The organism is Thermoflexus sp., from assembly GCF_042408815.1.
In the GTDB taxonomy this organism is placed as follows: domain Bacteria; phylum Chloroflexota; class Anaerolineae; order Thermoflexales; family Thermoflexaceae; genus Thermoflexus.
In genome coordinates this window covers 1-26,524 of the sequence record NZ_JBHOQR010000009.1, presented here as the reverse complement: position 1 = coordinate 26,524, position 26,524 = coordinate 1, and the positions used below count along the sequence as shown (strand labels likewise).

At 63.8% G+C, this 26,524-nt stretch carries 28 protein-coding genes; 21 read left to right on the top strand and 7 right to left on the bottom strand.

All coding sequences use genetic code 11. The annotated features are described in order from the left end of the window. Positions 1-209: 209 nt before the first annotated feature. From ACFMO3_RS03775 to ACFMO3_RS03755, 5 genes are all read left to right on the top strand, one after another. A complete protein-coding gene (locus ACFMO3_RS03775; RefSeq protein WP_376789103.1) occupies positions 210-1,052 on the top strand; it encodes an adenylate/guanylate cyclase domain-containing protein in 843 nt (280 codons plus the stop codon). Next, positions 1,049-2,536 (top strand): glycosyltransferase, encoded by a 1,488-nt coding sequence (locus ACFMO3_RS03770; protein ID WP_376789102.1) that lies wholly within the window; start codon positions 1,049-1,051, stop codon positions 2,534-2,536. Before ACFMO3_RS03775 ends, ACFMO3_RS03770 begins: the two co-directional genes overlap by 4 nt. A gap of 96 nt (positions 2,537-2,632) precedes the next feature. Further along, positions 2,633-3,607, top strand: a complete 975-nt coding sequence (galE, locus tag ACFMO3_RS03765) for a UDP-glucose 4-epimerase GalE (protein ID WP_376789101.1) — start codon at positions 2,633-2,635, stop codon at positions 3,605-3,607. Between the two features lie 187 nt (positions 3,608-3,794). Further along, positions 3,795-3,971 (top strand): twin-arginine translocase TatA/TatE family subunit, encoded by a 177-nt coding sequence (tatA, locus tag ACFMO3_RS03760; protein WP_376789100.1) that lies wholly within the window; start codon positions 3,795-3,797, stop codon positions 3,969-3,971. A gap of 28 nt (positions 3,972-3,999) precedes the next feature. Then, a complete protein-coding gene (locus ACFMO3_RS03755; protein WP_376789099.1) occupies positions 4,000-4,590 on the top strand; it encodes an FmdE family protein in 591 nt (196 codons plus the stop codon). A gap of 1 nt (position 4,591) precedes the next feature. Here ACFMO3_RS03755 and ACFMO3_RS03750 read toward each other — a convergent pair whose 3' ends face one another. Continuing rightward, complete coding sequence (locus ACFMO3_RS03750) at positions 4,592-6,412, bottom strand: SLC13 family permease (protein ID WP_376789098.1); 1,821 nt, start codon at positions 6,410-6,412, stop codon at positions 4,592-4,594. Between the two features lie 250 nt (positions 6,413-6,662). Here ACFMO3_RS03750 and ffh point away from each other — a divergent pair, with 250 nt between their 5' ends. The 8 genes from ffh to ACFMO3_RS03710 all read left to right on the top strand — a co-directional run bounded on the left by ffh (position 6,663) and on the right by ACFMO3_RS03710 (position 13,625). Next, the gene (gene ffh, locus ACFMO3_RS03745; RefSeq protein WP_376789097.1) at positions 6,663-7,985 is read left to right on the top strand and encodes a signal recognition particle protein; all 1,323 of its coding nucleotides are present in this window, start codon (positions 6,663-6,665) and stop codon (positions 7,983-7,985) included. 87 nt (positions 7,986-8,072) lie between these two features. Then, positions 8,073-8,405 (top strand): 30S ribosomal protein S16, encoded by a 333-nt coding sequence (gene rpsP, locus ACFMO3_RS03740; protein WP_376789096.1) that lies wholly within the window; start codon positions 8,073-8,075, stop codon positions 8,403-8,405. Between the two features lie 11 nt (positions 8,406-8,416). Further along, positions 8,417-8,650, top strand: a complete 234-nt coding sequence (locus ACFMO3_RS03735; protein ID WP_376789095.1) for a KH domain-containing protein — start codon at positions 8,417-8,419, stop codon at positions 8,648-8,650. Positions 8,651-8,673: 23 nt separating this feature from the next. Beyond that, positions 8,674-9,201, top strand: a complete 528-nt coding sequence (gene rimM, locus ACFMO3_RS03730; RefSeq protein ID WP_322801679.1) for a ribosome maturation factor RimM — start codon at positions 8,674-8,676, stop codon at positions 9,199-9,201. Between the two features lie 653 nt (positions 9,202-9,854). Continuing rightward, positions 9,855-10,544, top strand: a complete 690-nt coding sequence (locus ACFMO3_RS03725) for a response regulator transcription factor (RefSeq protein ID WP_376789094.1) — start codon at positions 9,855-9,857, stop codon at positions 10,542-10,544. Between the two features lie 3 nt (positions 10,545-10,547). Further along, complete coding sequence (locus ACFMO3_RS03720) at positions 10,548-11,558, top strand: lipid II:glycine glycyltransferase FemX (protein ID WP_376789093.1); 1,011 nt, start codon at positions 10,548-10,550, stop codon at positions 11,556-11,558. Then, entirely contained in the window at positions 11,555-12,682 is a 1,128-nt protein-coding gene (locus ACFMO3_RS03715; protein ID WP_376789092.1) for a lipid II:glycine glycyltransferase FemX, read from the top strand. Before ACFMO3_RS03720 ends, ACFMO3_RS03715 begins: the two co-directional genes overlap by 4 nt. A 301-nt stretch (positions 12,683-12,983) precedes the next feature. Further along, positions 12,984-13,625 (top strand): hypothetical protein, encoded by a 642-nt coding sequence (locus ACFMO3_RS03710; protein ID WP_376789091.1) that lies wholly within the window; start codon positions 12,984-12,986, stop codon positions 13,623-13,625. A 37-nt stretch (positions 13,626-13,662) separates the two neighbouring features. Here the strand turns inward: ACFMO3_RS03710 and ACFMO3_RS03705 are convergent, their stop codons facing one another. From ACFMO3_RS03705 to secG, 4 genes are all read right to left on the bottom strand, one after another. Beyond that, entirely contained in the window at positions 13,663-13,785 is a 123-nt protein-coding gene (locus ACFMO3_RS03705; RefSeq protein WP_376789090.1) for a hypothetical protein, read from the bottom strand. A gap of 120 nt (positions 13,786-13,905) precedes the next feature. Continuing rightward, positions 13,906-14,157: a hypothetical protein gene (locus ACFMO3_RS03700; RefSeq protein ID WP_376789089.1), complete on the bottom strand. Its 252-nt coding sequence runs from the start codon at positions 14,155-14,157 to the stop codon at positions 13,906-13,908. Positions 14,158-14,288: 131 nt separating this feature from the next. Beyond that, positions 14,289-15,965, bottom strand: coding sequence for a peptide ABC transporter substrate-binding protein (locus tag ACFMO3_RS03695; RefSeq protein ID WP_376789088.1), 1,677 nt, complete (start codon positions 15,963-15,965; stop codon positions 14,289-14,291). A gap of 107 nt (positions 15,966-16,072) precedes the next feature. Continuing rightward, complete coding sequence (gene secG, locus ACFMO3_RS03690; RefSeq protein ID WP_322801671.1) at positions 16,073-16,309, bottom strand: preprotein translocase subunit SecG; 237 nt, start codon at positions 16,307-16,309, stop codon at positions 16,073-16,075. A gap of 479 nt (positions 16,310-16,788) precedes the next feature. Here secG and ACFMO3_RS03685 point away from each other — a divergent pair, with 479 nt between their 5' ends. Both ACFMO3_RS03685 and moaA read left to right on the top strand, forming a co-directional pair. Continuing rightward, positions 16,789-18,024, top strand: coding sequence for an MFS transporter (locus tag ACFMO3_RS03685; RefSeq protein WP_376789087.1), 1,236 nt, complete (start codon positions 16,789-16,791; stop codon positions 18,022-18,024). Positions 18,025-18,236: 212 nt separating this feature from the next. Then, entirely contained in the window at positions 18,237-19,217 is a 981-nt protein-coding gene (moaA, locus tag ACFMO3_RS03680) for a GTP 3',8-cyclase MoaA (protein WP_376789086.1), read from the top strand. Positions 19,218-19,274: 57 nt separating this feature from the next. Here moaA and ACFMO3_RS03675 read toward each other — a convergent pair whose 3' ends face one another. Both ACFMO3_RS03675 and ACFMO3_RS03670 read right to left on the bottom strand, forming a co-directional pair. After that, positions 19,275-21,443, bottom strand: a complete 2,169-nt coding sequence (locus ACFMO3_RS03675; RefSeq protein WP_376789085.1) for a hypothetical protein — start codon at positions 21,441-21,443, stop codon at positions 19,275-19,277. Between the two features lie 14 nt (positions 21,444-21,457). Beyond that, positions 21,458-22,624: a glycosyltransferase gene (locus ACFMO3_RS03670; protein WP_376789084.1), complete on the bottom strand. Its 1,167-nt coding sequence runs from the start codon at positions 22,622-22,624 to the stop codon at positions 21,458-21,460. Between the two features lie 181 nt (positions 22,625-22,805). On the opposite strand from ACFMO3_RS03670, the gene ACFMO3_RS03665 reads away from it, so the two are divergent. From ACFMO3_RS03665 to ACFMO3_RS03640, 6 genes are all read left to right on the top strand, one after another. Then, positions 22,806-23,489, top strand: coding sequence for a glycosyltransferase family 2 protein (locus ACFMO3_RS03665; RefSeq protein WP_376789083.1), 684 nt, complete (start codon positions 22,806-22,808; stop codon positions 23,487-23,489). 3 nt (positions 23,490-23,492) lie between these two features. After that, positions 23,493-24,104: an RNA polymerase sigma factor gene (locus ACFMO3_RS03660; protein ID WP_376789082.1), complete on the top strand. Its 612-nt coding sequence runs from the start codon at positions 23,493-23,495 to the stop codon at positions 24,102-24,104. A gap of 120 nt (positions 24,105-24,224) precedes the next feature. Next, complete coding sequence (locus ACFMO3_RS03655; RefSeq protein WP_376789081.1) at positions 24,225-24,860, top strand: anti-sigma factor family protein; 636 nt, start codon at positions 24,225-24,227, stop codon at positions 24,858-24,860. Between the two features lie 160 nt (positions 24,861-25,020). Beyond that, a complete protein-coding gene (locus ACFMO3_RS03650) occupies positions 25,021-25,671 on the top strand; it encodes an HAD family hydrolase (protein WP_376789080.1) in 651 nt (216 codons plus the stop codon). After that, positions 25,646-25,870: a DUF951 domain-containing protein gene (locus ACFMO3_RS03645; protein ID WP_376789079.1), complete on the top strand. Its 225-nt coding sequence runs from the start codon at positions 25,646-25,648 to the stop codon at positions 25,868-25,870. Before ACFMO3_RS03650 ends, ACFMO3_RS03645 begins: the two co-directional genes overlap by 26 nt. A 220-nt stretch (positions 25,871-26,090) precedes the next feature. Continuing rightward, positions 26,091-26,524: hypothetical protein (locus ACFMO3_RS03640; RefSeq protein ID WP_376789078.1), on the top strand; the 434-nt coding region annotated here is incomplete at its 3' end.

The window sequence follows — 26,524 nt, the reverse complement described above, 5'->3', positions numbered from 1 at the left end:
AACAGGAGCCGCTTGAGTGGCGATCCCAGGTCGGGCGAAGAGTCGGGGTGAAAGCCGGCCTACCCAAGGGGGTTGGGGCGGATGGCTGTCCGTTGCACGGGCTGGGGGATCTGAATCCCTCGCCAGGATCGAGATCTCGATTCGAGGGGTGGGATGGTGTCACCGCCCGGCTGTTCGGGGAATCCATCACGGGGATTCTGTCGAGGAACATGGAGCCTATCGAGCATTCCTCCGAGATCCGCCGGCTGCTTCATCTCCTCCGCGAGCAGCTGGAGCGAATCGGGCGGGAGGTTTCCGGAACAGGACGGGAAACCTCGGGCGCAGATCCCCAGGGCGCGTTGCAGGCCGCTTTGGAAGCCAGCCGTGAGCTCCTGGAGGATTTGCAGGCTCGGGTCCAGCGCGAGCAGGCCCTTCTGGCTCACATGCTGGATCCCCACCTGAGGGCCTATCTGATCCAGCATCCGGATCCCTGGGGGGAAGGGGGGATCCGACGGGAGATCACCGTGCTGTTTGCTGATCTACAGGACTTTTCAGGTTTGTGCGATCAGCTTCCTCTGGAGGATCTGGTCCCTCTTCTGAATCGCTACCTCCAGGTGGCCTGGGAGGCGATCCGAGGAGAAGGGGGAGTGGTGGATCGGTTTATGGGGGATGCGGTGCTGGGCTGGTTTAATGCGCCCTTCGATCTGCCAGATCATACCTATCGGGCCCTGCGGGCGGCGTGGCGGATGCAGCAGGAGCTGTCCCTTCTGCATGCGATGCTTCCTCCAGAGCACCGACGGCGCTATCGGATCGGGGTGCACGTGGGCGAGGCCGTTATGGGCCCCATCGGGACACCGGATTATTGGACATATACCGTAGTCGGCAGTGTGGCCCATTACGCCCACCGGTTGCAGGAGGCCGCGCCGCCTGGCCAGATTATGATCAGCCGGGCAGTGTTTGAGCGGTTGCGGGATCGCATTGAGGCCCGGGCATTGCCAGTTTTCCCAGTCCGGGGAGGGGCTCAGGTGGTGCCGGTTTATCGATTCCTGGGGTTTCGGGAGGGACAGCCATGAAGATCCTGGCGATGGCCAGCCTGGGGATCAGCATCCTGCTGTTCTTCTACGCGCTGTATGTGCTGGTGTTGACCGGGCTGAGCCTGTGGGGGCGGCGCCGTGCGATCCCGCGGGCCGAGCCCAGAACCTGGCCCCTGGTGACGGTTCAGCTGCCCATATACAACGAGGGAGGTGTAGTGGAGCGCCTACTGGAAGCGGTGGTCGCGCTGGATTATCCGCGGGATCGCCTCGAGATCCAGGTTCTGGATGATTCCACCGATGAAACGGCCCAGTTAGTCCAGCGGCAGGTGGCCTTGTATCAGAGTTTGGGATATCCCATCGAGCTGCTGCGGCGGCCGAACCGGAGCGGCTATAAGGCCGGCGCGCTAGCCTATGGGCTGCAGCGGGCGCGGGGGGAATTCATCGCGATCTTCGACGCGGATTTCGTTCCCCCACCGGATTTCCTGAAGCGAATGATCCCGGTGCTGCTGGCCGATCCTTCCATTGGGGCGGCTCAGGCCCGCTGGAGCCATCTGAACGCCGATGCCTCCTGGATCACCCGGGCCCAGGCCCTGATGCTGGACGCCCACTTCATGGTGGATCAGGTGGCCCGCTCGGCAGCCGGCCTCCCGGTCAACTTCAACGGTTCCGCTGGAGTATGGCGCCGGGAGGCCATTGAGATGGCAGGGGGTTGGGAGAGCGATACATTAACGGAGGATCTGGATCTCAGTTACCGGGCGCAACTCGCTGGGTGGCGAATGGTCTTCGTCCCCGATGTAACCGTCCCGGCGGAGGTTCCTCTCACGCTCCCCGCCTTCAAACGCCAGCAATTCCGGTGGGCCAAGGGGACCACCCAGACGTTCTGCAAGCTGGCGGGGCGCATCTGGCGCAGCCGCTGGCCATGGTGGAAGCGCTTGGCAGCCATGTTCCACCTCGGAGGGTATTTCACCAATCTGCTGGGTGTGCTGCTGCTTCTGTTCTGGGGCCCTCTCTTGCGACATTCGGCGGAACGGCCGAAATGGACCGTGATCCTAGGCCTCGGGCTGCTGGTGATTCCGTTAATGTATGGCCTGAGCCAGCAAGCCCTCTATCCAGATTGGCCCCGGCGCCTGTGGCCGATTCCCTTGCTATTCCTGGTGGGAACCGGGTTAACGCTGAACAACACTCGGGCTATCCTGGAGGCCCTTCTGGGCTATCGTTCGGAGTTTGTGCGAACGCCCAAAGGGGAGCGGGCAATGGATGCCGGGCTGGAGATGGATCCCATGGGATGGATCGAAGGGGCCTTCGCCCTGTATGCCCTTTTCCTCGCCTGGCGGGCATGGCATCATCACCTCGATGGGGCGGTGCCCTTCCTGTTGTGTTATGCCATCAGCTATGGCATCGCGGCCTGGCATAGTTTGATCCCGGCCCGGCCTTCCCCCTCGCTTCTCCCAACGGTGTCTTCTGCGGCTCCCCGGATTTCTCTGGATAAGGCGGGCCGCCGCGACCCGTTCTCCCGCTCGTAGACTGCGTGTTTTCCGGGGGGCGCGTCTCCCTCCCCGTGAGGGAAAGCCTGCTGGAATCCCGGAATCGTTCCATCTATCAGAGGATACCACGCTCCCATGCGCGTCCTGGTGGCGGGCGGCGCTGGATACATCGGCAGTATCGTGGCGGAATCCTTGCTGGAAGCCGGTTACGAGGTCGTGGTCTATGATAATCTCTCGCATGGATTCCGCGCTGCGGTTCCCGAAGGCGCTCTGTTTGTGCAGGGCGATATCGGTGATAGGGAACAAGTGATGGAGACTCTTCGCCGGTGGCCCTGTCAGGCGGCCATGCATTTCGCTGCCTTCATTGAAGCCGGAGAATCCATGCGGGATCCTTTCAAGTATCTTCGGAACAACGTCGCCCACACCATCGCTTTTTTGGAATCGTTGCTGGCCGCTGGAGTAGATCGGGTGGTGTTCTCATCCACCGCCGCGGTCTATGCCCCAGCCCCGGAGCCGCTCACAGAGTCTTCCCCCATCGGGCCCGTAAATGTTTATGGGGAAACCAAGGCGACGGTGGAGCGCGTCCTGATGTGGCTGCATCGCACCCGTGGCCTGCGCTATGCCGCCCTGCGATATTTCAACGCGGGAGGAGCAACCGCAAGCCGCGGAGAAGATCATCGGCCGGAGAGCCATCTGATCCCGAACATCCTGGCCGTGGCCATGGGCCGTCGGCCCTACGTGGAGATCTATGGGACGGATTACCCCACCCGGGATGGGACATGCGTGCGGGATTATATCCACGTGGCCGACCTGGCCCGGGCGCATCTTCTGGCCCTGGAGGCCCTCTCAGATCGGCCGGTGATGATTTATAATGTGGGCACTGGAGTGGGATACACGGTGCGAGAGGTCCTGGAGGTATGCCGGGAGGTGACGGGGCATCCGATCCCAGCGGTCGAGGCGCCCCGGCGGCCCGGGGATCCGGCGATGCTGGTCGCCTCCCCAGAAGCCATTCACCGGGACCTGGGCTGGACCCCTCAATTCAAGTTGCGGGACATCGTGCTCAGCGCGTGGCGCTGGATGCAGGCTCACCCCGAAGGGTATGCGGAATGAGGAGCGTTTGGTTGTCGCAGGGCGCTTTCCCGAGATGGAGCCCCGCCGTGTCCGTTGTGTTCCATGGAGCCCGTGGCTTGGCTGTTCTTCCTTGACCGCACAAAAAGGCGCCCTGCCCTTGCGCCCTTTTACGAACTCTTCAGGGCGGAAGGATCGAAGCGTATGAATCTTCAGGTGGAGGAATGGGATGTTCCGTCTGGGACCCGTTGAGTTGGTCATCATTTTGTTGATCGCCCTTTTGCTCTTCGGGCCTGGTCGTTTGACCCATCTGGCCCGGGAGCTCGGGCAGAGCATTCGGGAATTCCGTCGGGGCCTGACCGCGGAAGAGGAGAAATCGGAAACGAAGCCGGATAAGCCTTCCTGAGCCCGATCCGATCGCTCGGGAGTCCGGAATGCGCACGTTGGAAGAGTGGCTAGAAGAAGCGGCGACTTTCCATGGACATCTCTGCCCCGGTCAGATCCTGGGTGTTCGAATGGCCCTTCTGGGATGCCGGCTGCTGGGATTGAATCCGGAGGATTCCGGGGATCGACGCCGATTGATCGTCTATGTGGAGATCGATCGTTGCCTGACGGATGCCATCGCCACGGTGACGGGATGCCGTTTGGGACGGCGCACTCTGAAGCACATCGATTATGGGAAAGCAGCGGCGACCTTCGTGGACACCCGGACTGGTCGGGCGGTGCGGATCGTGGCCCGGGATGAGGCGCGGGAGACCGCCCTCCACCTGGCCCCGCCCGGTCTGAGCCCAGCTGCTGCCCAGCGCCACGCCTATCGGATCATGCCCGATGAGGATCTGTTCCGCCTCCAATGGGTTCGGGTGGCGATCCCACAGGAGGATTTGCCTGGCCATCCCCTTCGGCGGGTTTTCTGCGCCCGTTGCGGTGAGGGGATTAACGATGGGCGAGAGGTGGTCCGGAACGGCCAGGTGTTGTGTCGGGCGTGCGCGGGCGAACCCTATTACACGCCTCTGGAAGCCCCTTAAATTATTGTGGAAGCCATCGCCCGAACCATACGGTGGACAATGTGATGGCCCCTATGCTGAGGGCCCAGAGGGGGAGCCCTGCTTTAAGGAAATCTTTAGGCCGATAGCCGCCCGCACCCATCACCAGGGCGTTGGCGGGGTGGGCCATCGGTGTGAGGAAGGCTGCTGAGGTCGCCAGAGCCACCGCCAGCCCCATCCAGTGCGGCGGGATCCCCAGAATCGGAGCCGCGCGCAGTGCGATCGGACCCCAAACGACGACGGTGACCGAGGCGGAGAGCACCTGGGTCAACGCCGCGGCGATCCCAGTGAATGCCAGGATGCCCATCCAGGGCGGGGTGTTGCCGATCCCCTGAAGCAACAGCTCCCCCAGTCCTTGGGCGGCTCCTGTCCGAGCGATTGCGGTGGAGAGCGGCAGCAGCCCGGCGACCATGAACACTGTTGGCCATTCGATAGCCCGGTAGGCTTCCTCCATCGTCAGGCAACCGGTCAGGATCATCAGCACCGCCCCAGCCATGGTCAATTCGGCTACCGATCGAGAGGTCATGATCGAGGCCAGGATCACCCCCAGCATGATCCCGATCGCCGGGATCCGGCGGGAGGCCCGTATGGGCTCCCCATCGGTCTGCAAGACGATGAACTCCGGATCGTCCTGGAGAAGGCGAATCCGCTCCCACGGGCCGTAGGCCAGCAGGGCATCTCCAAAACGCAAGCGCTCCTCCGCCAGCCCAGCCCGGATGGGGCGTCCTTCCCGCCAGATGGCCAGAACCTGAAGGCCATATCGCTCTCGGAATCGGAGCTCCCGGAGCGTCTTGCCCATCAAAGTGGTGTGTGGGGAGAGGAGGATCTCGATCAGTCCCGCTTCGCCGGCCTCCAGGATCTCGGGAGCCGTCGGACGAGGGAGCTTGCGAAGCTGGAGGACCCGCGTGGCCTCTTCCAAGTTGGCTTCCCCGGGAGGCCCAGCGGCAACCAGAAGCACATCCCCGGGCTGGAACGTTTCCGAGCGAGTAGGAGAAAGGATCAGCCGTCCGCCCCTGCGGATCCCCACCACCATCAGCTGATATCGGGAAGCGAGCTCGCTTTCGCCCAGCGAAACGCCGGCTAAGGGCGAGGCCGGTTCGATCATGAGCTCCACCAGGCCATTCTTCAAGCCGTAGATCTCCGCCAGTTCCCGGTTCAATCGGTGAAGGCGCATCAGTTGCCCCGCAGGGAAGCGTTCCGGCAGGGTTCGCCATGTGACCAGGATCACCCACAGCAAACCGAGGAGGGCCGGGAGCCCGCCGACCGCGAGGAAATCCAGCATGGTCAGGAAGCGCCCCTGGCTTTCCCGGAGGAGGCCGCTGATCAGCAGATTGGCGGTGGTGAACAGGGTGGGCATCCCCCCGAGCAGGGCCCCATACGCGATCGGGATCAGGATGCGGGAGGGGGCCAGGCCGATCCGTCGAGCCGCCTGAACGGCTAGAGGCATCGTCACGGCGGCGGCCGTCACCGAGTTCATCGTCATCGAGAGCAGAGCGGTCAACGCGGTCATCCCCGCGACGAGTCGTTGCGGGGAATTCCCAGCCCACCGGCTCAGCCGCTCACCCAGGATGCGAGAAACCCCCGTTCGGTTCAGCCCCGCCGTGAGAATGAAGAGGGCGATGAGCGCGATGACGACGGAGCGACTGAACCCGCTGAAGGCCTCTTGAGGGGAAAGCAACCCGCTGAAGGACAGCCCCAAAACCAGGATTAGGGCAGCCAGATCCGGCCGCAGCGCCCCGCTCATCATCAGGCCGGCCATCACAATCAGGATCAGCAAGATCCAGATCGCCGAAAGAGAAAACATCCTATCCTCCTAAGGAAACTCGCGCGCGCTCCCCTTGCGGGAAATACATCGTGCAACTCCCCCTCCCTCCGGCTTATCCAGCTCATCCCATGCCCCGCCTGGATCCGAGGCTTCATCCGGGCGGCACCATAGGGTAGTTAGGCTATAGCCCCGGATGCCGCTTTCACCCGGCGCAGGCTGCCTTCCAGAGCCTACCCCATTGTGATATAATTTTCCGGCGTCCATCGAGCAAGGGGAAGGAAGCAAGGGAATGTTTGAGGGGCTGTCCCAAAAATTCCAGGGGATCTTCGATCGCCTGGGGCGACGGGGGGTGTTGACGGAGGCGGATGTCGATGCCGCCCTCCGGGAGATCCGCCTCGCCCTCCTGGAGGCGGACGTCCATTATACCGTCGTTCGGGACTTCCTGGGGCGGGTGCGGGAACGGGCGGTGGGCGCAGAGGTCGCCCGGAGCCTCACTCCCGCGCAACAGGTGATCAAAATCGTCTATGAGGAGCTGGTGAAAACCTTGGGGACCCCGGCGTCGATCCGCCTGGCCGGGTCGCCCCCCCATATCGTGATGCTGGTGGGCCTCCAGGGGTCCGGGAAGACCACCACGGCCGCCAAACTGGCCCTGCGCCTGCGCAAAACCGGGCAGCGCCCGCTCCTGGTGGCTGCGGATGTTTACCGGCCGGCGGCAATCACCCAGTTGGAGGTGCTGGGGCGGCAGCTGAATATCCCGGTTTACCAGGAAGGGCCGGAGGCGGACCCGGTCACCATCGCCCAAAACAGCCTGCGATTCGCTCGGGAGCAGGGGCATACCCTGGTGATCCTGGATACGGCGGGCCGGCTCCACATCGATGACGAAATGATGCGGGAGCTGGAGGCCATTCGGGATGCGATTCGGCCGGAGGAGATCCTGCTGGTGGTTGATGCCATGACCGGGCAGGATGCAGTGCGAGCGGCTGAGGTGTTCCATCAGCGTCTGGGGCTGACGGGTCTGATCTTGACCAAACTGGATGGTGACGCGCGGGGCGGGGCGGCCATCAGCATCCGGGCCGTGACCGGAGTGCCCATTAAGTTCCTTGGGGTGGGGGAGAAGCCGGACCAGCTGGAGCCATTCCAGCCGGAACGGATGGCCTCCCGGATCCTGGGCATGGGGGATGTGCAGGCCCTGATCGAGAAGGCCCAGGAGGCGGTGGAGGCAGAGAAGGCGGCGGAAATGGCTCGCAAGCTCACACGGGCCGAATTCACCCTGGAGGATTTCCGGGAGCAGCTGCGGATGATGCGGAAAATGGGCCCACTCTCGCAGCTGCTGGAATTGCTGCCGGGCTATCAGCAGCTCGCCCGCATGGTCTCCCCGGAGGAGGCAGATCGCCAGTTCAAGCGGATCGAGGCCATCATCAACTCGATGACGCCGGAGGAACGCTGTAACCCAGAGATTATCAACGCCAGCCGCAAGCGCCGCATTGCCCGTGGGAGCGGCACCACGGTGCAGGAGGTCAATCAGCTGCTCAACGAGTTCCGCCAGCTGCAACGCTTGATGAAGCAGATGAAATCTGGCCGGGGCGGCTTCCCATTCCCCTTCTTCCGGTAAGGGGCCTCCTGCTGTCCCAGAATGGCAAGGGAAGAGCCCAGCCCATTTCCTGAGCCCTACCCCTTAAACTCAACCGGCGAGGTGAGAATGGTTCGGATCCGTTTGCAACGCATGGGCAAAAAGCATGAACCGACCTATCGGATTGTCGTGGCCGATTCGCGGGCGCCGCGGGATGGGAAGTTCATTGAAATCATCGGACATTACAACCCGCGCACGGAGCCAGAGACCATCGTGGTCAACGAGGCTCGTGCGCTCCACTGGCTACGGGTGGGCGCCCAGCCTACAGAGGCGGTGCAGATCCTGTTCCGTAAAACGGGTACCCTGGCCCGCTTTGAGCGCCTGAAGGCCGGCGAGCCGCTGGAGGCCCTTCTGGCGGAGGCCACAACCCTTCAGGCGGGCACGCGCACTTCCACCCGATGAGGGGGCCAGCAATGCGGGCCTTCTTGGAGTTCATCGCCCACGCCTTGCTGGACGATCCCTCCTTGGTTCAGATCAAGGAGGTCCGCCGGGGGCCGGTGGTGAAATATTTCATGAAGGTCCCCCAGGCGGAGATGGGACGTCTAATTGGCCGGGATGGGCATCTGGCGGAGGCGATCCGGCGGGTGATGCGGGCCGCCGCCCCGCCTCATCGAAAGGTGGATCTGCGAATTGAGCCCCTGGATTGAGCAAGCGATGGAGAACCCGCGCGATGCGGAAGCCGCCCCCTCGTTTCCTGGCCGTGGCCCGGATCGCCCGTCCATGGGGGGTCCGGGGGGAGATGAAGCTGGAGATCCTCACCGATTTCCCGGAACAGCTCAAACGGCTGAAGCGGGTTTACATCGGTGAGGAAGCCATCCCCTATGAAGGCGTTCGTTTTCGTTATTACCGGGGAATGGTCCTGATGCGGCTGCCCGGCTGTGAGACCCGCGAGGCGGCAGAGGCCCTGCGGGGGCGTCTGGTCCTGATCGAGCGGGAGGAGGCCGTCCCGCTCCCCCCGGGGGAGTTCTATGAGCACGAGATCCTAGACATGGAGGTTTACACTACGGAAGGGGTATATCTGGGGCGTGTGAAAGAGATCCTCTACACGCGGGCTAACGATGTGTATGTCGTTCTGGGGCCCTTCGGGGAGGTCCTCATCCCGGCCATCCGGGATGTCGTCCGGGAGATCGATGTGGAGGCCAATCGGATGGTGATCTGGCCGATGCCTGGCCTTCTCGATGAGGCGGAGGAGGCGTAAGGGGGAAGACGGGAGCCATTCCCTACCCACAGCGATGGTGCGAGCATCCGCAAGCGATGCTCGCACCCCGCCACATCTCGCAGGGCCACGACCTCAGCCACATGTTCCTCGTCGTTCAGCACCCCCTTGAGGGCCACCCGGGCCTCGACAACCACGCCGCTCACCGCCGGCATCCCCCCGTGGCTGGCGTCCCTGAGATGGTGCACCGGGTGGATGTCGCCTGGGTAAAGAGACCCCGGAGATCTGAAAGCAGCTCAGCGTCCTGTCTCTGGCGATCGATCTGTCCGCCCGAGGCGGGTTCGCCCCATAGGTTGGAGTCGTATAGAAAGCGGGGGAGGTCCAGCCGTCGTTCGCAGCGCGCCCCCTAGGTCAACCTTGCTCAAACCTCCGGTTTGGTGCGATACTGAGGATAGAGCATGTCCGGTTGGACGGTGAGCTGCTTCCGGAAGCGGGGCTGGCCGCCTCGGGCGGTAGGTACCGGCTCGATGCATGTCCAAAGAATCGTGGGGAGGAGGGCTCTTCGTTTTCTCGGATTTGGCCTTGATGGCTGCTTCCATAGTCTGAGGCCCCGAAGAAGTCCAGATGGGTGGGATAGGTTTCCATAGATTCCAGCCGAGGGTGATCGATCTCTCGGGTGCCCGGGGGAGGTTGGAATGGCGGAGACGATCCTGGTCATTGAAGACGACGTGGAGCTGGCGGAATTAATTCGCCTCTTTCTCGAGCGCCGGGGGTTTCAGGTTGTGCTGGCTTTTAACGGCACGGAGGGCTGGCAGCGGTTCCAGGAGGGTCAACCAGACCTGGTGATTCTGGACCTGATGCTTCCGGATATCGATGGGCTGGAGATCTGCCGGCGGATCCGTGGGATTTCAACGGTGCCGGTTTTGATCCTCACAGCCCGAACGGCTGTGGAAGAGCGGGTGGAGGGATTGAAGCGGGGAGCGGATGACTACATGGTGAAACCTTTCGCCATGGAAGAGCTCCTGGCCCGCATTGAAGCGCACCTGCGTCGCGTGGGTCTCCCGCCGCCCGGGAAGCGGGTCTACTGGCGGTTTGGGCAAGGGGCGCTGCTCATTGATCCGCAGTATCCTCGGGTGATCCTGAATGGGGAAGAGCGTTGGCTGACCGAAACGGAGCATCGTCTCCTCTGTTACCTGGCGGAGCGAGCGGGTCAAACCCTCACCCCGGAGCAGATCGCCCGGGATGTGTGGCCCGACGGCAGCGTGGATCCTCAGAATATCAAGTGGTACATCTGGCGTCTTCGCCGGCGGATCGAACCGGATCCCGAGCAACCGCGCTTTCTGCTCACGGAGCGAGGGTTCGGATATCGGTTCGCGCTGGGGTAAGCGATGGACGCCTGGGAGGTCGATGCCCGGACCTGGATGGCTTTTCTGGAGCGCCATCCTGAAGCCCACGTGCTCCAGACCGCTCCGTGGGGGGATCTGAAGGCGGATTTCGGCTGGCAAGCCCGTCGGTTGTTGCTGGCCGAACGGGGGGAGTTCCGGGCCGGCCTTCAGGTCCTGATCCGTCCTCTTCCCCCCTGCTTTTGCATCCTTTATGTCCCCAAAGGGCCGGTCGGCGATTGGCAGCGTCCGGAGATCTTCCGCATGCTCCTGGCTGCGCTGGATCGCCTCGCCCGGGAAACCCGTGCCCTCTGGTTGCGGATCGAGCCGGATGTCCTCGAGGGGGAGCTCCAGCTGGATCTGACGGCCCTGGGATTCCGGCCGGCCTCCCCAGTCCAGCCCCGACGGACGATCCTGGTGTCCCTGGAGGGCGAAGAGGAGGCGCTTCTCCAGGCGATGCATCCCAAAACTCGTTACAATATCCGGCTGGCGGAGCGGAAAGGCGTGCAGGTCCGCGAAGCTCAGCCAGAGGATCTCCCTCTGTTTTATCGGTTATTGCGACAGACAGCGGCACGGGATCGGTTTGCCATCCACACGTTCGATTACTATCGGACCGCCTATGAGCGGTTTGTTCCTCACCTTGCTCGCCTCTGGCTGGCGTTTTATGAAGAGGAGGCTGTGGCTGCTCTGATGGCTTTCGCGTGGGGGGAGCGAGCATGGTATTTCTACGGGGCCTCTGGGGATCGCCACCGGGATAAGATGCCCACCTATGCCCTCCAGTGGGCGGCGATGCGCTGGGCCCGGGCGCGGGGTTGCCGCTGGTATGACCTGTGGGGGGTCCCGGATGAGGATCCCGAGGTCCTCGAGGCCCAGTTCACGACCCGGCGGGATGGGCTGTGGGGGGTGTATCGCTTCAAGCGCGGATTCGGCGGCCGGGTGGTGCGCTGGGTCGGGGCGTTCGATCGAGTGTATTTCCCTTGGCTTTACCGCTTCCTTAAAAGGTTGGGCCTCGTATGATCCACCGTTCCCTGATTCACGACCCGGAAGTTTGGGACCAGACGCTCCTCCAGTTGCCTGCCCCGCATATCCTCCAGACGGGGCTGTGGGGGACGTTCAAGGCAGGATATGGCTGGCGGCCGTTTCGGTGGGTGTGGAAAGACGAGAGGGGGCGCGTTCGGGCGGTGGCCCAGGCCCTTTACCGGCGGGATCGTCTGGGCCTCCTGGGGATCTTTTATCTCCCGCGGGGGCCGTTGCTGGATCCCTCGGACACCGAAGCGGCGGAGGCGGTCCTGGGCGATCTGGAAGAGGAAGCGCGTCGGCACCGCGCGATTCTCGTCCGGATCGATCCGGAGGTAGTGGAGGCCGAGGGCCCGGCAGCGGAGGGGCCCTGCGATCCAGTGGAGGTCCCGTTGAAAACGTTGCTCCAGCGCCGGGGATGGCGATCCTCTGCGGAATTTGTTCAGTTCCCTGCCAGTTTGTGGCTCGATCTCACAGCGAGTGAGGAGGAATTGCTTCGGGCGATGCACTCCAAAACCCGGTATAACATCCGATTGGCGGAGCGAAAAGGGGTGCGCGTGCGGCCTGTAGGCCCCGAGGCTTTCGATCTCCTTTACGATCTTTATGAGGAGACGGCTGCGCGAGACCATTTCGTGATCCGCCCTCGGGCGTATTATCGGCAGGCGTGGACGATGTTTTATGAGGCCGGATATGCGCGCCCGCTGCTGGCAGAGGTGGAAGGGGAGCCGGTGGCGATGGCGGTGATCTATCGTTTTGGGTCCACCGCGTGGTATTTCTATGGGGCCTCGCGGGATCGGCATCGGGAGAAGATGCCCAACTACCGGTTGCAATGGGAAGCCATCCGCTGGGCGCGGTCGGTCGGATGCCGGCGGTATGACTTCTGGGGGGCGCCGGCGGTGCCAGCCGAGAGCGATCCCCTGTGGGGGGTGTATCGCTTTAAGCGAGGGTTCGGGGGGCGATATGTGCGGTTTATTGGAACATGGGATTACACGCCATGGCCGGCGCTCTATCGCCTCTACATCAGGTTGATCCCGCGCTACCTGGCGTGGCTGCGCCGCCGCCACTGGCGTCGTGTCGGTGTGGAGCCCGGTTCGCGCGCGGGTCTCTCACATCCCCTGGACTAAGCCGCGCCGGGCCCCTCAGGCTGGGATGGGGCCTCCTCTGCTCCGCCCAATGGAGAGGGGGGATCCGGATCGTCCATGGTGGCCGGCTGGGAAGGGTGAAAGAGGCCGTTAGGAGCCGCTTCGGCGACAGTGAGAGTCGGGGCAGGAGCTCTTCCAAACCGTGGGGGGCGGTTGCCGGAGGGTTGGATCGGAGCGCTCTGAAAGGTTGTAGGCCTCTGGCACGAGCCTGGCGGGGGCGTTAAGATCATAATATAGGGTTGCAGCACCTGGGCCCGAAACCTGAGAGAAAGGGGTGAGATGGATGCAGTTGTGGGATCTGCGGGCCGGCCTTCAGGCATTGCAGGCATTGGGACAACTGGCGGAGCAGACCCGGACGGCCCTCGCCCGCCGGATTCAGGGAGAGCCCTTGCCCGAGAAGGCTCAGGCGACCCTGCATGATGCCCTCGATCATCTCTCGGAGGTCCGGGAAGGTTTCATCCTTACCCTGCGCACCTCCGCCGTTCCCTCGCTGGCCGAGTTGCGCGCCCTCGTCGAACGGGTCATGGTGGACTGGTCGGAATGGGAGGCGGCGGGGTTCCGGTTTATGCCGGCTTTTGAACTGGCTCGTCCAGGCGATCAGATTTTCTTTTTCCATCATGCCTACTTGGCGATGGGGATCCTGCCTCGCTTGCCGGATTACGCGGTGACTTTTCCCCACCAGCGTCGTCCGAGCTATGCCGACATCCCGGTGCCGGGCACGCCGGGGGAGGTGTTGGAGCGGATTGAGGAGATGGAGCGCGTCGTCTGGGTAGCGGAGAATGCCGATCTGGAAGCCGCTCCCCCGGATTCCGTGCGCCGGACCTATGCTTTCTTTGAGGCCAGCGCTTGGCTGGTGGCTACCGAGCTGGCTCGTTGGTTGGGGCGACGGGGATGGTCTTTGCTCCCTCCCCATCGGGAGGCATAACCGGGGGAGGGGGAGAGGAGCTTCCAGGCAGCCCCCCTCAGGGTGATCCTTTCAGGCTTTCCTCCAGCGCCGCCGACGTTGGAGCCTCCGCGACCCCTGTCCAGGTGCGGATCATCCGTCCCTGCCCATCGAACAGCGCAAAGGATGGCGTAAACCGCAATCCATAGGTCCTCCCGAAGGATCGCCCCGCTGGGCTGAGGGCCTCCACATAGAGCACCTGCCCTTGACGCCAATCCTGCTCAATCCTGCGCACGGCAGGGTGAAGGGAGAGACAGCCCAGTCAATAGTTGGAAAACCAATAAACCAGCACCGGTCGCCCCGACCGAAGGGCTGCCTCAATCTCTGCCTCCGAGGCGAGGTGCGGGGTAGGGCGGGTCCGCATGGCGAGCCAGAAGACGGCCATGGCCATCAGGATAAGGGCCCAAAATCCCCACCCAACCCATCCGGCGCGTCGGAGCCATAAAAAGGCGCCTAGGCCCAGCAGGGTCAGACCGCCGGCTACCAGAAATGAATGGCGATTCAGAAACTCCATCGAGCCTGTGCCTCCTATCGGGTCCAGCGATCGCCGTGCCCCCGGGGAGATCCAGCCTGCCCGGGCTTGCCTTTCGGATCCGAGCCCAATGGCATGATCACGTTCCCATTTGGGGGAGAAGGGATTCCCTCCTATCGCACAGTAATCCGACGGCGGACTAATGTATACCATTCAATGATGCCATCGAAGCGATCGGCCGGCGAATTGAGCAGCGCCCCCATCTGGATCCCCGAGATCCGCTCATCCGCGGCGAAGGTGTAAACCGGATAGAAAAGCAGGATGGCGGGGACTTTTTCCTGGAACAGCTCCTGGAAGCGCCAGTAAAGTTCCCGGCGGCGGGCGATATCCGGCGTCCGGCGGGCCTCTTCGATCACCTCGCTGATGTCCCGATCCCGGAACCCGCCATAATTCTGTCCGACATCCACCTGGGTTTCATGCCAGAACGGATAGGGATCGGGGTCTCCCGGGACCATGAGCTCGACCAGCGCGGCGTCGAAGCGATGGGGGGCCAGGATCTGCCCCACCAGATCTCCCGGGATGGGATCCACATCGACGGCGATCCCGATCGCCTGCCACTGTCGGGCGATCTCCTGGGCGATGAGGTCATGAAAGCCGTCCGCGCTCGCTGCGAGACGGAAACGCAACGTGAGGTTCTCTTTTTGTCGCACTGTGCCCCCTGCCGGGATCACCCAACCCCGCGCTTCCAGCAGCGCCCGTGCTTTCCCCGGGTCGTAGGGAACTGGCGGAAGCTGGGGATGAAAGGCCCAGTTGCCAGGGGGGATAGGGCTGCTGGCCACCACCCCCTGGCCGGCCAGGAACTGATCGATCAGGCGCTGGCGATCCAGGGCCAGCCAGAGGGCTTCCCGCACCTCCCGCTCCCGGAACAGAGGGGAGGCATGATTCAACAGGATCGTGTGGTAGCTCGAGAGGATCGCTGAGTATAGATTCAGGGAAGGCAGGGTGCGGATTTGATCCCAGTCGGAGGGGGCGATGCGGGCGACGCCCTGAACTTCCCCGGCTCGATAGGCTTGGAGCGCTGTGCGAGTGTCCGGGAAAATCCGGAACTCCACCTGTTCCAGCAGGGGCGGGCCGCGGAAGTAGAAAGAGCTGGCGGAAAGGATCACTCGCTGGATCCGGCCTTCCTCTACATGCACGGAGATCACCCGATAGGGTCCGGTCCCGATGGGGTTCAAGTTGAACGGGTGCGTTGGGATCTGGATGGGTGGCACATCGCGCAGAACATGGGCAGGCAAGATCCCAAAAGTCAGAAGATCCGGGAAGAGCGCCAGGGGCTCCGGCAGCCGGAATTGCACGGTCAGGCTGTTCAGTGGGATCACTTCGATAGATTGCCACAGACGCGCGCGCTCGGGAGGCCCTGGGAGATCCGTCGATTGCAGCAGGCGCACAGTGAACAGAACATCCTCTGCGGTCAGCGGGGCTCCATCATGCCAGCGGACATTGGGGCGCAGATAGAACGTATAGCGCTGCCCGTCCTCGGAGACCTCCCAGCGCTGAGCGAGATCCCCTTCTGGCAATCCCTGCGCGTTCAGTCGCACCAAGCTGTTGAAGATGAGGCGGACGATGTCGGCTTCTGGATCCCCAGGTTGAATCTGAAGCGGGTTCAGGGTGGTGATGGGGCCCACTATCGCCTCCACATAACGCCCTCCGCGCGCCGGGACCGTTTCGATGCGCGCCCGGATGGCCAGGGAGGCCATCAACGCCCCCAGGCTCAGCGCCATGAACAATATAAGGACCAGCGGGAAATATAGCCCACGCGCCAGGGTTGGATATCGGGGACGCGAAGCCATACCGGACTCTCTTAGATCTGAAGTGACTAAGAGATGGGAACGAGCTCCTCCACCGCTAGCCCCGTTCCTCAACCTTTGCCCTTGGGGGGGAGACCCATGAAAAGACCTTAACCCACGGGAGTCCCGGTCACGATCACATTGGCTACCGCCAGGGCCAGGAAGAGAACGGCCAGGAAGATCGTGAGGTTAAAGACCGTGCGCTCCAGCCCCCGGCGCTTGCGGGGCACTCCCACATCGCCCAATCCAAAGACCCCTCCTAACTGGGAGGATCCGGCCTGAAGCAGGATGATAGCGATCAAGGCGATCGCCAGCAGGATCTGAGCGATATTCAGGGCCGTGATCACGCTCCTTTCCTCCGAGCAGAGTTCCTGTCCATGATAACGCAACTCTCCCCTGTGCGCCGGACAGTTGCTTGGTCCGGTCAGGAGTTCATGAGGCGGGCTGGCCCGGATTCCGACAAGAGAGGAAGGGTTCCTGCCCCAGTTCCGTGGGCGTGAAAAGGAGGAGAGAAAGGATAGGGGGGAGGAGACCGCTGAAGGCAGTCAACTTCTATGAAGAATATTATACCCGAGCCGTTGCTTCTTTGTCATGATGCGGGATAAGGATCCCACTTATGCAGTTCTTACAGAGGCCCCATAAGATTGGACACTGGCCCCGTCGGATAGCCGGTTAGAAGGCTGCGTCTGGGAACACGGCCTCCCCTGCCGCGCCCTGGATGAGGAGCGCCCTGCTTGCTCCCTATTCGGTGGGACCTCGTCGTTCTCTCCGGGGGTGGTCCGCGCCACACCTTTTCCATACCTGTCTCTTCGAAGGGAGGAGCGGGATGCGGACGTTACAACGATCCCGTTACACGCGGAATGTCCGGCTCTTCCTCATCGCCATGGCGCTGCATGGGCTGAGCAGCGCCATTTATGGGCTCTGGTTGAATCTGCACCTGCTGGATCTGGGATATCCCCGGGGGCTCATGGGGGCGTTGAACGCCCTGCCTTCCGCCATCGCCCTGGGGATCGGCCTGCCAGCCGGATGGTGGACGGATCGCATCGGCCGCCGGCCGATGCTGATTCTGGGGAGCCTAATGATGGCGATTGGGACCGTAGGGGTTGGTCTGGGGATCTCCCCGGTGTGGGTCGGCGTAGGGATCGGCCTCATCGGGGCCGGATACAACCTGTTCTTCATCGCCTACGCGCCGTTTCTGGCCGAAAATGCATCCGGAGCGGAGCGCGCCCGGTTGTTCGCCCTTGCCTCCGCTGTCCTGTTCTGGGCCGGCTTCGTGGGCGAGGGGATCGGCAGCATGCTGCCGGATCTGTTCCGGGCCTTCACGCCCCTGGGTCCCACGATCTACGCCGGACCGATCCTTTTCACCGCCCTTCTGGACTTCATGGCTGTCCTTCCGCTTCTTGGGATCCGGGAAGCTCCGCGCCGGTCGCCGGGGAATCCAACGATGGGATGGCCCAAACGGGCCCTGGGGGTTCCGGCGATGGCTTTCCCAAATCTGATGCTGGGGATCGGCGCGGCGCTGAGCATTCCTTTTCTGAATGTTTACTTCCATGAGCGTTATCAACTGGATGATTCCATGCTGGGTGTTTTATTCGCGTTGACCTCGGCGTTCACCGGGTTGGCTACGCTCCTTGCCCCGCGGATTGCCCGATGGATCGGCCGGATCGCCACGGTCGCGCTGACCCAGGGGCTATCCATCGGGTTCCTGGTCGGCATGGCCCTTACGGATCAGGCGGCCCTGGCCGCGGTGGCCATGGTATTACGGGGAGCATTGATGAACATGGCTTCTCCTCTTTATATTGAGTTCTGTATGGAGCAGGTCCCCGCGAGCGGACGGGCCGCGGTGAGCGGGATCCTGAACCTGACTTGGGAAGCGGGATGGATGGTCGGGGCGGTGCTCTCGGGTTTCCTGCAGCAACAATATGGGCTGGATTCGATGCTCCTCGCTACAGCTGTGTTCTATGGGGTGGGAACTCTCTATCAGTATCTGGCTTTCGCTTCCCGGGATCGGGTGGAGGTCGCTTATCCTCAGGGGGCTGTCCGACAGCAGGTTTCCTGCTGAGCTGGAGCCGGCCATGGAGAGTGTCCCCTGCGCCTCCTGGAGGAAGAACATGGGGAAGCGCGACGGGCTCCCCTGTGGGATCCGAGCGGCCTCGCTCCGAGGAGAGCATCCGATTCTGGATGTGCTCAGGGTCGTTGATGTAAAATAGCCTTAAGGTGTTTCGGCATCGTGGGTCCAGAGCTATCCCTGGACCCTGGCGGAGGGGGGGCTGAATGGTGTTCGATCAATTCGGGCGGCATATCCGATACCTGCGGATCTCCTTGACCGATCGCTGCAATCTCCGCTGTGTTTACTGTATGCCGGAGAAGATGGTCTTTCTCCCCCGCGAGGAGCTCCTCACGGATGAGGAACTGATCCGACTAACCCGCCTCTTCGCTGAACTGGGTTTCGACAAGATCCGCCTGACCGGTGGCGAACCGACGGTTCGCCCGAACCTTGTGGAGCTGGTTGCCCGGATGGCGGCTCTCCCCGGGATCCGGGAGATTTCCATGACCACCAATGGCCTGCGTCTGAAGGCCCTCGCGGAGCCCTTGGCCCGGGCAGGCCTGAAGCGGGTGAACGTCAGCCTGGATACCCTGGACCCGGAGAAGTTCCGACGGATCACCCGATGGGGCCGGCTGGAGGAGGTCTGGGAGGGCATTCTTGCTGCGGAGGCCGCTGGGCTCACCCCTATCAAGCTGAACGCCGTGGTGGTGCGGGGCTATAACGATCAGGACCTGGTGGCTCTCGCCGCCCTGACGCTCACTCGTCCCTGGCAGGTCCGTTTCATCGAAGTGATGCCTTTCGCTGACGTCGCCCCCTTCGCCCAGCAGGTGGTGGTCCCCACGGCGGAGATGATCCGGATCCTGGAAGGGGAATTCGGTCCCCTGGAGCCGGTCAACGATGGCCGTCTGGACGGCGAGGCACGGGTGTATCGAATTCGGGGCGCGGTGGGATCGGTAGGGTTCATCAGCCCGGTCAGCGAGCCCTTCTGCGCCCAGTGCAATCGGGTCCGTCTCACGGCGGAGGGGCGTCTTCGCCTGTGTCTGCTGAGGGATGATGAGGTGGATCTGCGGGAACCGTTGCGCGGCGGCGCGAGCGATGAGGAGCTGAAAGCGCGGATCCGGTCCGCCATCTGGCGCAAGCCGTGGGGCCATGGCCTTCCCGAGGGGGTGATCCCCATGGCCCGGGTGATGAGCCAGATCGGGGGATGAAGCTTGAATGAGCTGGTCGGGCTTCGTCCGGTTACGCCTTCAGGATACGGGTTGCCTTCACGGTTTGACTTCCACGGTGGTCACCGATTGCCATGGCAACGGGAGGTCCTCCCCTCCCCCTAGCGCGACCTCCAGTGCATAACGGCCGGGCGTGCACGGCATCTGGATACGATAGCGCCCACGCCATCGTTCCCCGGGACCCCAGGACCGGTCGGGCTGGGCGGGGTTCCATGGTTCCGTGATGGTCATCTCTCCGATGCGGAGGCTCACCCGGTTCGAGGCCGGATATCCTTCCACTCGCCACCACAGTGCCAGGGTGAGGGGTTGGCACGCCCGAGGTTCTCCCTCGAGGTCCACATGGGTGAGCGCCAGACCAGGCCATTGCCCTCGCGGGGGGCCTTCCCATCGGGGATCCGTATACGGCCTCTTCGGAGGAGAGAGGTCCACCGGATTTAGCTGCGCGGCCAGCCATACCCGATCGCCCTGATACACCACCAGGCGGGGCCGATAGCGGCCCGGCGGAGTGCCGGCCTGGGCCTCGACAGCATATCGCGTGAGAACAACCCGTGGCCACGGCCATCGGGCGGTGTCCCATGTCTCCCCCCCCAAGGCGCCATCCCATTGCCCCCACAGCGTGCCGTTTTCCTGTTCCAGGCGGAGGGAGGCCCGGAGTCCAGGGGGAAGGGGCCCTGTGGTCTGCCATCCGGCGATCACGAAAAGGGGGCGATCCGCCGGCAGCGTTCCTCCCGGAAGGCCATACCCCAGCCAGATCAGGTGGGGGCCAATCGGCTGGCCCGGATGGCCGAAAAGGGCCCGGGGGTCCTTAGGCAGCGGGCGAAATTCCCCCCATATGAAATGCCGGACCCGGATCCCGCCGGCAAAGGAGAAGGTCTCGATCTCATCGCCGATCCAATCGAGGGCGGCAGCGGTGACCTGGGCCGGATCGTTGATCTCGTCGCCCCACTGCACCAGCCAGGCCCCGCGCGTTCCCGCCAGCGCCGGGTTCAGAACCGACGCCACCGCTTCATAATCCAGCACATACCGCACATCGGCCACCGGGATCGCCGGCAATGGGATCGGCTGGGTCGTGGCGGCGTAAACTTGATAGGCCGGGAGGGCGAATCCGCTGGTCAGCACCACCGCTTCCTGGGACCCCTTACGGGCCTCCACCGTCCGAACCGCGCTTCGCCAGTCGTCTTTGACCTGGTCCGGATGGCCCAGGGTCCAACTCAAGGCTGGCAGGACGAAGAGTCCCCATGCCGCCAGGGCGGGCGGGAGAGCGCCCCGCGCGCGCTGAAACCCATCGGCCCAGCCCAGTGCCACGGGCAGCCAGAACCCGATGGCGGCGCCGATGAAGTAGTGGGGGTGGAACTTGGGGCTTCCATACAGAAGGCCCAGGCCCACGGTTAGAGGGAAGAGGCCGAGGGCCAGAAATATGGAACGCGCCGCTCGCCCGCGAAGCCCGCGGATGAGCCCGATCCCGGCGATGCCTGCGCCCGCGATCAGGCCGGGGGTCCACGGGAATCCATCCGGGGGCACGAATCCGGCCATCCGGGCCTGCAGACCCTGGGCCTGCCCGAGGACCGTCAGGATCCGCCCCAGATCGAGGGTTCCTGGCCAGAACGCCCCTTGCGTCCGCCCCACCCACAGCGCGTGGACCGCGCCGGGGATCGCTCCCAGGAGAAGGGCCACCGCTCGGGGGATCCAAGCGGATCCCCATTGGAGCCCGAGGAGTAGGATTCCCGGGATCATCCAGAGCATGGCATAGTGCGTGTAGGTCCCGGCCAGGGCGGCGAACAGAGTCAGGCGCATGGAGCCCCGGGCCATCCCGTAAAGGGCCACCGCGGTCCAGAACCCCAGCGCCGCATACATCCGCGCCTCCCGGGATTCCCAGATCCAAAACGGAAGGGTGGCGGCCAGGCCCAGCGCGGTGATCCGGGCCACTGGCGAACGCCCGATGCGCATGGCGGTGGCGGCGAACATCACGACCGTCAGCGTTCCGGCTATTACGGAGGAGAAGCGGACAGCGAACGCGGAGGATCCAGCGAGGGCCATCCAGAGCCGGAGCGTTAGATAGAAAAGGGGGGGATGGGCCTCCATGGGTTGCCAGATCTGATGACGGGCCAGATCGATGCTGAAGGCCTCATCATACCACAGGCTGGCGGCGTCCAGCCGGTAAACCCGCAGGCCGAACGCCAGCCCGATCAGGATCAGAGATAGGGCCATCCATCTCCCTCGTTTCATCCCGGCGACTTCACGCTCAGGGATTGAAAGACCCTTTCCACCTCAGCGGCAATTCGTTCCCAGGCGAACTGCTCCGCCAGCGTCCGCGCGCCGCGCTCCAGCCGAAGGCGCAACGCGGGATCCTCCAGGGCACGCCGGATGGCGTGGGCCAGCGCTCCGGGATCTTCTGGAGGGATCAAAAGGATCGGATCTCCGATCTGGAGCTCCGGGATCGGGACGCGAGGGAATGTGCTGATCACGGCCCGCCCGTGGGCCAGAGCGGCCATCAGCGTTCCCCGCCGGAAGGAAACCCCATCACGATACGGCAATGCGCAGAGATCCACCGCTGCGAAGGCGAGGGAGATCTCCCCGGGTGATCGGTAGCCGGTCTCCCAGACGTACCCCTCCAGCCCCAGCTCGCGAATCCGTCGATGGCACCAGGCCGCGTAATCCCGCTGGGAAGGGTCGCTGGGCGCCACTGTCGCGCCGATGTGCACCAGGCCGATGGCCATCCCTTCTCGCGTAAGCATGGCGATGGCCTCCAGCAAAATATCGAAACCCTTTGATGGATGCAGGAAGCCGAAAAAGCCCACCAGAGGGAGATCCTCCGGGAGCCCCAGGCGCGTCCGGGCGGTTCGCGGGGGTGGGGGATCGGATAGGGGTGGGATGTTGCTTCCGATGGGAATGCGCCAGAGGGAGCGGATCCCGGCGGCTCGCAGGGCCGCTTCATCCTCGTGGTTGGTGACGATCACCCCATCCGCCCGGCGGGCCAGGAAGCGGATGCTCCACGTGCGTAGCGGGCCGGCTTTCGGGAAGAGATAGGGGACACGCAGATCATGGAAAGTGACCACGAGGGGGGTCTCCCCCAGCCAGAGCCGCGCGATCGCCGGCCAGAGGTTCATCGCCCCGCCCAGCCCATAGGCCGCCGCCTGATACTGGAGCAGGACGCCGTCTGGCTGCCAGGCGCGCAGCGAGCGCCCCAACGTGAACCAGGCCCGGGCATCCCAGCGTCGAACGACCCGGAAGACGGGGAAGGGGGAGGCGTCTTCCCCCTCCCCTCGGCGATCGGTCCACACCGCCACGGCATGGCCCCGGGCCTGCATGGCTCGGGCCAGTTCTCGGGTGTAATCGCCGACGCCTCCGGGAAGGGGTGGATACTCGCCGGTGATCAGCGCCAGCCGCAAAGGTCTCCTCCTGATCTGGAAGCTTTCCGGGAAGCTACACGCCCGGACATCGAAAGCCCTTCCACCCCGGATATAATAAGACTCGCATGGTTGGGCTCGGATTCGAAGGAAAGGATAGGTTGGCTCTCTTGTTCTTTCTCTGAGGGGTGCTCGTAACGAAACCCGAAGGAGCAAACCGGCCATGCGGCTTTCCGTCATCATCCCAGTATATAACGAGCGGGCCACGATCCGGGAGATCCTCAGACAGGTGCGGGCGGTCGGCCTGGCGGATGAGATCATCGTGGTGGATGACGGCTCCACGGATGGAACGCGGGAGATTCTGGAGGAAGAAGCCCGGAACGGAGACATCCGGGTGATCTATCACGAGCGGAATATGGGGAAAGGGGCGGCGGTGCGCACCGGCATCGCCCACGCTACTGGAGACATCCTTCTGATCCAGGACGCTGATCTGGAATACGATCCGCGGGATTATCCGCGCCTGATCCGTCCCATCCTGGAGGGGCGGGCCTCGGTTGTTTATGGATCCCGCTTCCTAGGCCCTCGCAAAGCCATGCTCTTCTGGCATATGATCGGCAACAAGTTCCTGACCCTGGTCACCAACCTGCTTTACGACGCGATCCTGAGCGACATGGAGACCGGCTACAAGGTGTTCCGGGCGGAGGTCGTGCGGGGCATCCCGCTGCACGCCCGGGGGTTTGAATTCGAGCCGGAGATCACGGCCAAGATCCTCAAGCGGGGCTATCGGATCTTTGAGGTGCCGATTTCCTATTATGGGCGGGAGTTCAAGGAGGGGAAGAAGATCCGCCCCATCCGCGATGGCCTCAAGGCCTTGTGGTCCCTGATCAAGTATCGGTTCGTCGATTGACCCATGAGCCCGCCTGCCCCACCTCCTGATGAGCTGCGCCTGATCGAGGCGGCCCGGTCCGGCGACCTGGAAGCGTTCAATGAGCTGATCCGCCGCTATCAGGATCGCCTCTATCACATCGCCTATCGCATCATGGGCGATCACGATTCGGCGGCCGATGCGATGCAGGAGGCGCTGATCGCCGCTTTCCGGGGGATCCGGGGGTTCCGCGGCGGCTCTTTTCTGGCGTGGCTCACCCGCATCGTTACCAACGCGTGTTACGATGAGTTGCGCCGCCGTCGTCGCCGGCCTCAGGTCTCCCTGGAGGCGCTGTTCGTGGTGGATCAGGGGCCAGAAGCGGAGATGCTCCTTCCCCCGGTGGAGGGGCCGGAATTTTATGCGGAGCGCCAGGAGCTGGCCGACTGGATCCATCGTGCCATCCAGAGCCTTCCGGAAGATCAACGGATGGTCCTGGTGCTTGCGGATATTGAAGGGTATTCCTACGAGGAGATTGCGGAGATCCTCCGGGTGCCGCTGGGAACGATCAAGTCCCGCCTGAGCCGGGCCCGCGCGCGGGTTCGGGATTTCCTGCTGGCCCACCGGGAACTTTTCCCCGGGACGATACGTCCCTCTTAGAGGGTCGGCAGTGATTCCGCCTTTCTGGTCAGGAGGCCGGGGGGGGACTTTCGGGCGGGTTGGGGCGTCGAAGACGCCTCCTCGCCGCTTAAGAGATCTCAATTCTCAACGTGATTCAGCATGCCATTCTTCCGGCCGAAAGTGGACGAACATCAGTGGGTTCAAGATCGGCTTTCCCTGTATCTGGATGACCGCCTGGAACCCGAGGACCGGGCGCGGGTGGAAGTGCATCTGCGCGGATGTGAAACATGTGCCCGCTCGTGGGAGACCCTCCGCTGGACGGTTCAGGCGATCCGGGCGCTGCCGCCCGTGCGAGCGCCCCGTTCCTTTGTGATCCGGCCGGAGCAAGTCGTCTCTGCGTCCCATGGGGCCGGCGGGCTCCGGCGAGCAGCGTGGGCGATGGTCGCGGCGCTGATCCTGGTTCTGAGTCTGGATCTCGTCCTGTCGCGGGGGCCCGTAGGGCCCCAACCGGCGATGGCGCCGGCTGGCGCCCCAGCGACCGAGGCGGAGCGACAGGCCCTGCGGGTGCTGAAAGATCATACGTTCACTCCCTCCCCAGCGCCGATGTTTGGTTTGATCGTTCCCCAGCCAACTCCGACGGAGGCGGCGGCCGAGCGTCGGCCCGGGGCTGGGGAAGTCCCGCCGCCGGCTCCAGCACTTCCGCTTCCTCCATTGCGGATCCTCGAGTTCCTTCTCCTGCTGGGCGCGATCGGGTTGCTGGCGCTGGATCGATGGCGCAGCGGGCAGCTCCGTTAGCTGGAAACCTGGTTGCCGTTTCCCGACGAGACGGAGTATGCTGAGTTTTGCGCCCTCCACCGCCAACCCGCGCTGTCCATTCAACGGGAGGGGAAAGGCGCGCGATCCTCATCGGGCGTATATCCGCCGTCGGAAGTCTTCCCATGGAGGCACATCCCGGATGCATCGTGCGGTGATCGTAGACTTCGGAGGCGTGCTGGTGCGCAGCGAGGATCCTTCCCCCCGGGAGGCGCTGGCCCGGGAGTTCGGGCTGGCCGTGGAGGATCTGGAGCAGCTGATCTTCGCCAGCGATCTCTCCCTGCGAGCCCAGCGGGGGGAGCTCTCGGAGCCGGAGTTCTGGCAAGCGATGGGGGAACGGCTGGGGATCCGATCCCCGGAGAGGATCCAGCAGGTGCGTCAGCGATTCTTTGCCGGAGATCGCCTGAATGTGCCCCTGGTCGAAGCGCTGCGTCAGTGGAAAGGCCAGGTCGCCCTGGGCCTGATCAGCAACGCCTGGTCTGGATTGCGGGAGGTCCTAAGGCGCCTGGGCCTGCTGGACCTCTTCGATGAGGTGGTGATCTCCGCCGAGGTCGGACTTCTTAAGCCGGACCCCCGCATCTACCTTCTGGCTCTGGAGCGCCTGAGGGTCCCACCTGAAGCCGCGGCTTTCGTGGACGATCTGCCGGAAAATGTGCAGGCTGCCCGCGCGCTGGGCCTTTACGGGATCCATTTCCGGGATACCCAGGAGACTTTGCAACGGTTGCAGGAATGGTTGAACGGATGGCGTCCCATGGAGGAGAGGGGTCATGCCGCTGGAGATCCATCTGGATGATGTGGTGCAGCTCCGCAAGCCCCATCCATGCGGAGGGACGGAGTGGCAGGTCGTCCGGGTGGGAGCGGATATCGGGATCCGTTGCCTGACCTGCGGCCGCCGGGTGTTGCTGCCGCGCCGGGAATTCGAACGCCGGGTGCGACGGATCGTCCGCTGCACCCGTCCTCCTCCCACGCTGTCCTCCTCCCCGGATCGCTGAAGCGGGCCAGGGCGGGCAGGGGGTCCGCGTTTCCGGGGCCAGCAATGGTGCGGGCCCAAGGGCACGTCCTCAAAAAGATTGCTCTCACTGCTCCGTGAGAGCGCCGCCCAACACGCGCTTTCAGCCGACCGCTCCACTCGGTCGCTTCGCGGGGCGGCTGAGCTTGGATGTTAGGCTGGGGTTGCTCTGCACGCGGTAGCCTAATTGGCGGATGGGACGAATGGACCGTCATATTACGGTGCCTCTGACTCTGGTGGGCGGAACGGTTAGTGGTCCCCTGACTGTGGTGTGGCTGGACCACACCCACGCGGTGGAGCCCCTTGAGCCCCTGGACTACACGCCGGGCATGACTCTTACCTTGCCGGGGCCTTCGGTGACCCTGGTGAAGATACCGGTGACGCCAAACCCTTCCACAAGAGGTTATCCCATGGCCGACACACAACGTGCTCAGGTGACGTCTGTGTCCTCGTTCCTGGCAGAAATCCCGAAAGCCGCGTGGCAGCGGCCCATTGGTCTGCCCGTGGAACGGCCACCGCGGGCCCGTACCGCTTATCCCATCATCGACGATAGCTCCTTCCAGGGGGCGCCCTTGGGCGGCCTGGGCGCGGGCACCCTGGCCCGCACATACCGGGGTGACTTCTCCCGCTGGCACCT

Excerpts from the sequence above, each read along its gene's own strand:
- ACFMO3_RS03660 (WP_376789082.1), top strand. The coding sequence starts at position 23,493 with ATGAGCCCGCCTGCCCCACCTCCTGATGAGCTGCGCCTGATCGAGGCG.
- ACFMO3_RS03725 (WP_376789094.1), top strand. The coding sequence starts at position 9,855 with ATGGCGGAGACGATCCTGGTCATTGAAGACGACGTGGAGCTGGCGGAA.
- ACFMO3_RS03710 (WP_376789091.1), top strand. The coding sequence starts at position 12,984 with ATGCAGTTGTGGGATCTGCGGGCCGGCCTTCAGGCATTGCAGGCATTG.
- ACFMO3_RS03675 (WP_376789085.1), bottom strand. The coding sequence starts at position 21,443 with ATGGCCCTATCTCTGATCCTGATCGGGCTGGCGTTCGGCCTGCGGGTT.
- ACFMO3_RS03700 (WP_376789089.1), bottom strand. The coding sequence starts at position 14,157 with ATGGAGTTTCTGAATCGCCATTCATTTCTGGTAGCCGGCGGTCTGACC.
- ACFMO3_RS03720 (WP_376789093.1), top strand. The coding sequence starts at position 10,548 with ATGGACGCCTGGGAGGTCGATGCCCGGACCTGGATGGCTTTTCTGGAG.
- ffh (WP_376789097.1), top strand. The coding sequence starts at position 6,663 with ATGTTTGAGGGGCTGTCCCAAAAATTCCAGGGGATCTTCGATCGCCTG.
- ACFMO3_RS03695 (WP_376789088.1), bottom strand. The coding sequence starts at position 15,965 with ATGGCTTCGCGTCCCCGATATCCAACCCTGGCGCGTGGGCTATATTTC.
- galE (WP_376789101.1), top strand. The coding sequence starts at position 2,633 with ATGCGCGTCCTGGTGGCGGGCGGCGCTGGATACATCGGCAGTATCGTG.
- ACFMO3_RS03645 (WP_376789079.1), top strand. The coding sequence starts at position 25,646 with ATGCCGCTGGAGATCCATCTGGATGATGTGGTGCAGCTCCGCAAGCCC.
- ACFMO3_RS03775 (WP_376789103.1), top strand. The coding sequence starts at position 210 with ATGGAGCCTATCGAGCATTCCTCCGAGATCCGCCGGCTGCTTCATCTC.
- moaA (WP_376789086.1), top strand. The coding sequence starts at position 18,237 with ATGGTGTTCGATCAATTCGGGCGGCATATCCGATACCTGCGGATCTCC.
- ACFMO3_RS03665 (WP_376789083.1), top strand. The coding sequence starts at position 22,806 with ATGCGGCTTTCCGTCATCATCCCAGTATATAACGAGCGGGCCACGATC.
- ACFMO3_RS03685 (WP_376789087.1), top strand. The coding sequence starts at position 16,789 with ATGCGGACGTTACAACGATCCCGTTACACGCGGAATGTCCGGCTCTTC.
- ACFMO3_RS03650 (WP_376789080.1), top strand. The coding sequence starts at position 25,021 with ATGCATCGTGCGGTGATCGTAGACTTCGGAGGCGTGCTGGTGCGCAGC.
- ACFMO3_RS03770 (WP_376789102.1), top strand. The coding sequence starts at position 1,049 with ATGAAGATCCTGGCGATGGCCAGCCTGGGGATCAGCATCCTGCTGTTC.
- rimM (WP_322801679.1), top strand. The coding sequence starts at position 8,674 with ATGCGGAAGCCGCCCCCTCGTTTCCTGGCCGTGGCCCGGATCGCCCGT.
- ACFMO3_RS03755 (WP_376789099.1), top strand. The coding sequence starts at position 4,000 with ATGCGCACGTTGGAAGAGTGGCTAGAAGAAGCGGCGACTTTCCATGGA.
- ACFMO3_RS03715 (WP_376789092.1), top strand. The coding sequence starts at position 11,555 with ATGATCCACCGTTCCCTGATTCACGACCCGGAAGTTTGGGACCAGACG.
- ACFMO3_RS03735 (WP_376789095.1), top strand. The coding sequence starts at position 8,417 with ATGCGGGCCTTCTTGGAGTTCATCGCCCACGCCTTGCTGGACGATCCC.
- ACFMO3_RS03655 (WP_376789081.1), top strand. The coding sequence starts at position 24,225 with ATGCCATTCTTCCGGCCGAAAGTGGACGAACATCAGTGGGTTCAAGAT.
- rpsP (WP_376789096.1), top strand. The coding sequence starts at position 8,073 with ATGGTTCGGATCCGTTTGCAACGCATGGGCAAAAAGCATGAACCGACC.
- tatA (WP_376789100.1), top strand. The coding sequence starts at position 3,795 with ATGTTCCGTCTGGGACCCGTTGAGTTGGTCATCATTTTGTTGATCGCC.
- ACFMO3_RS03750 (WP_376789098.1), bottom strand. The coding sequence starts at position 6,412 with ATGTTTTCTCTTTCGGCGATCTGGATCTTGCTGATCCTGATTGTGATG.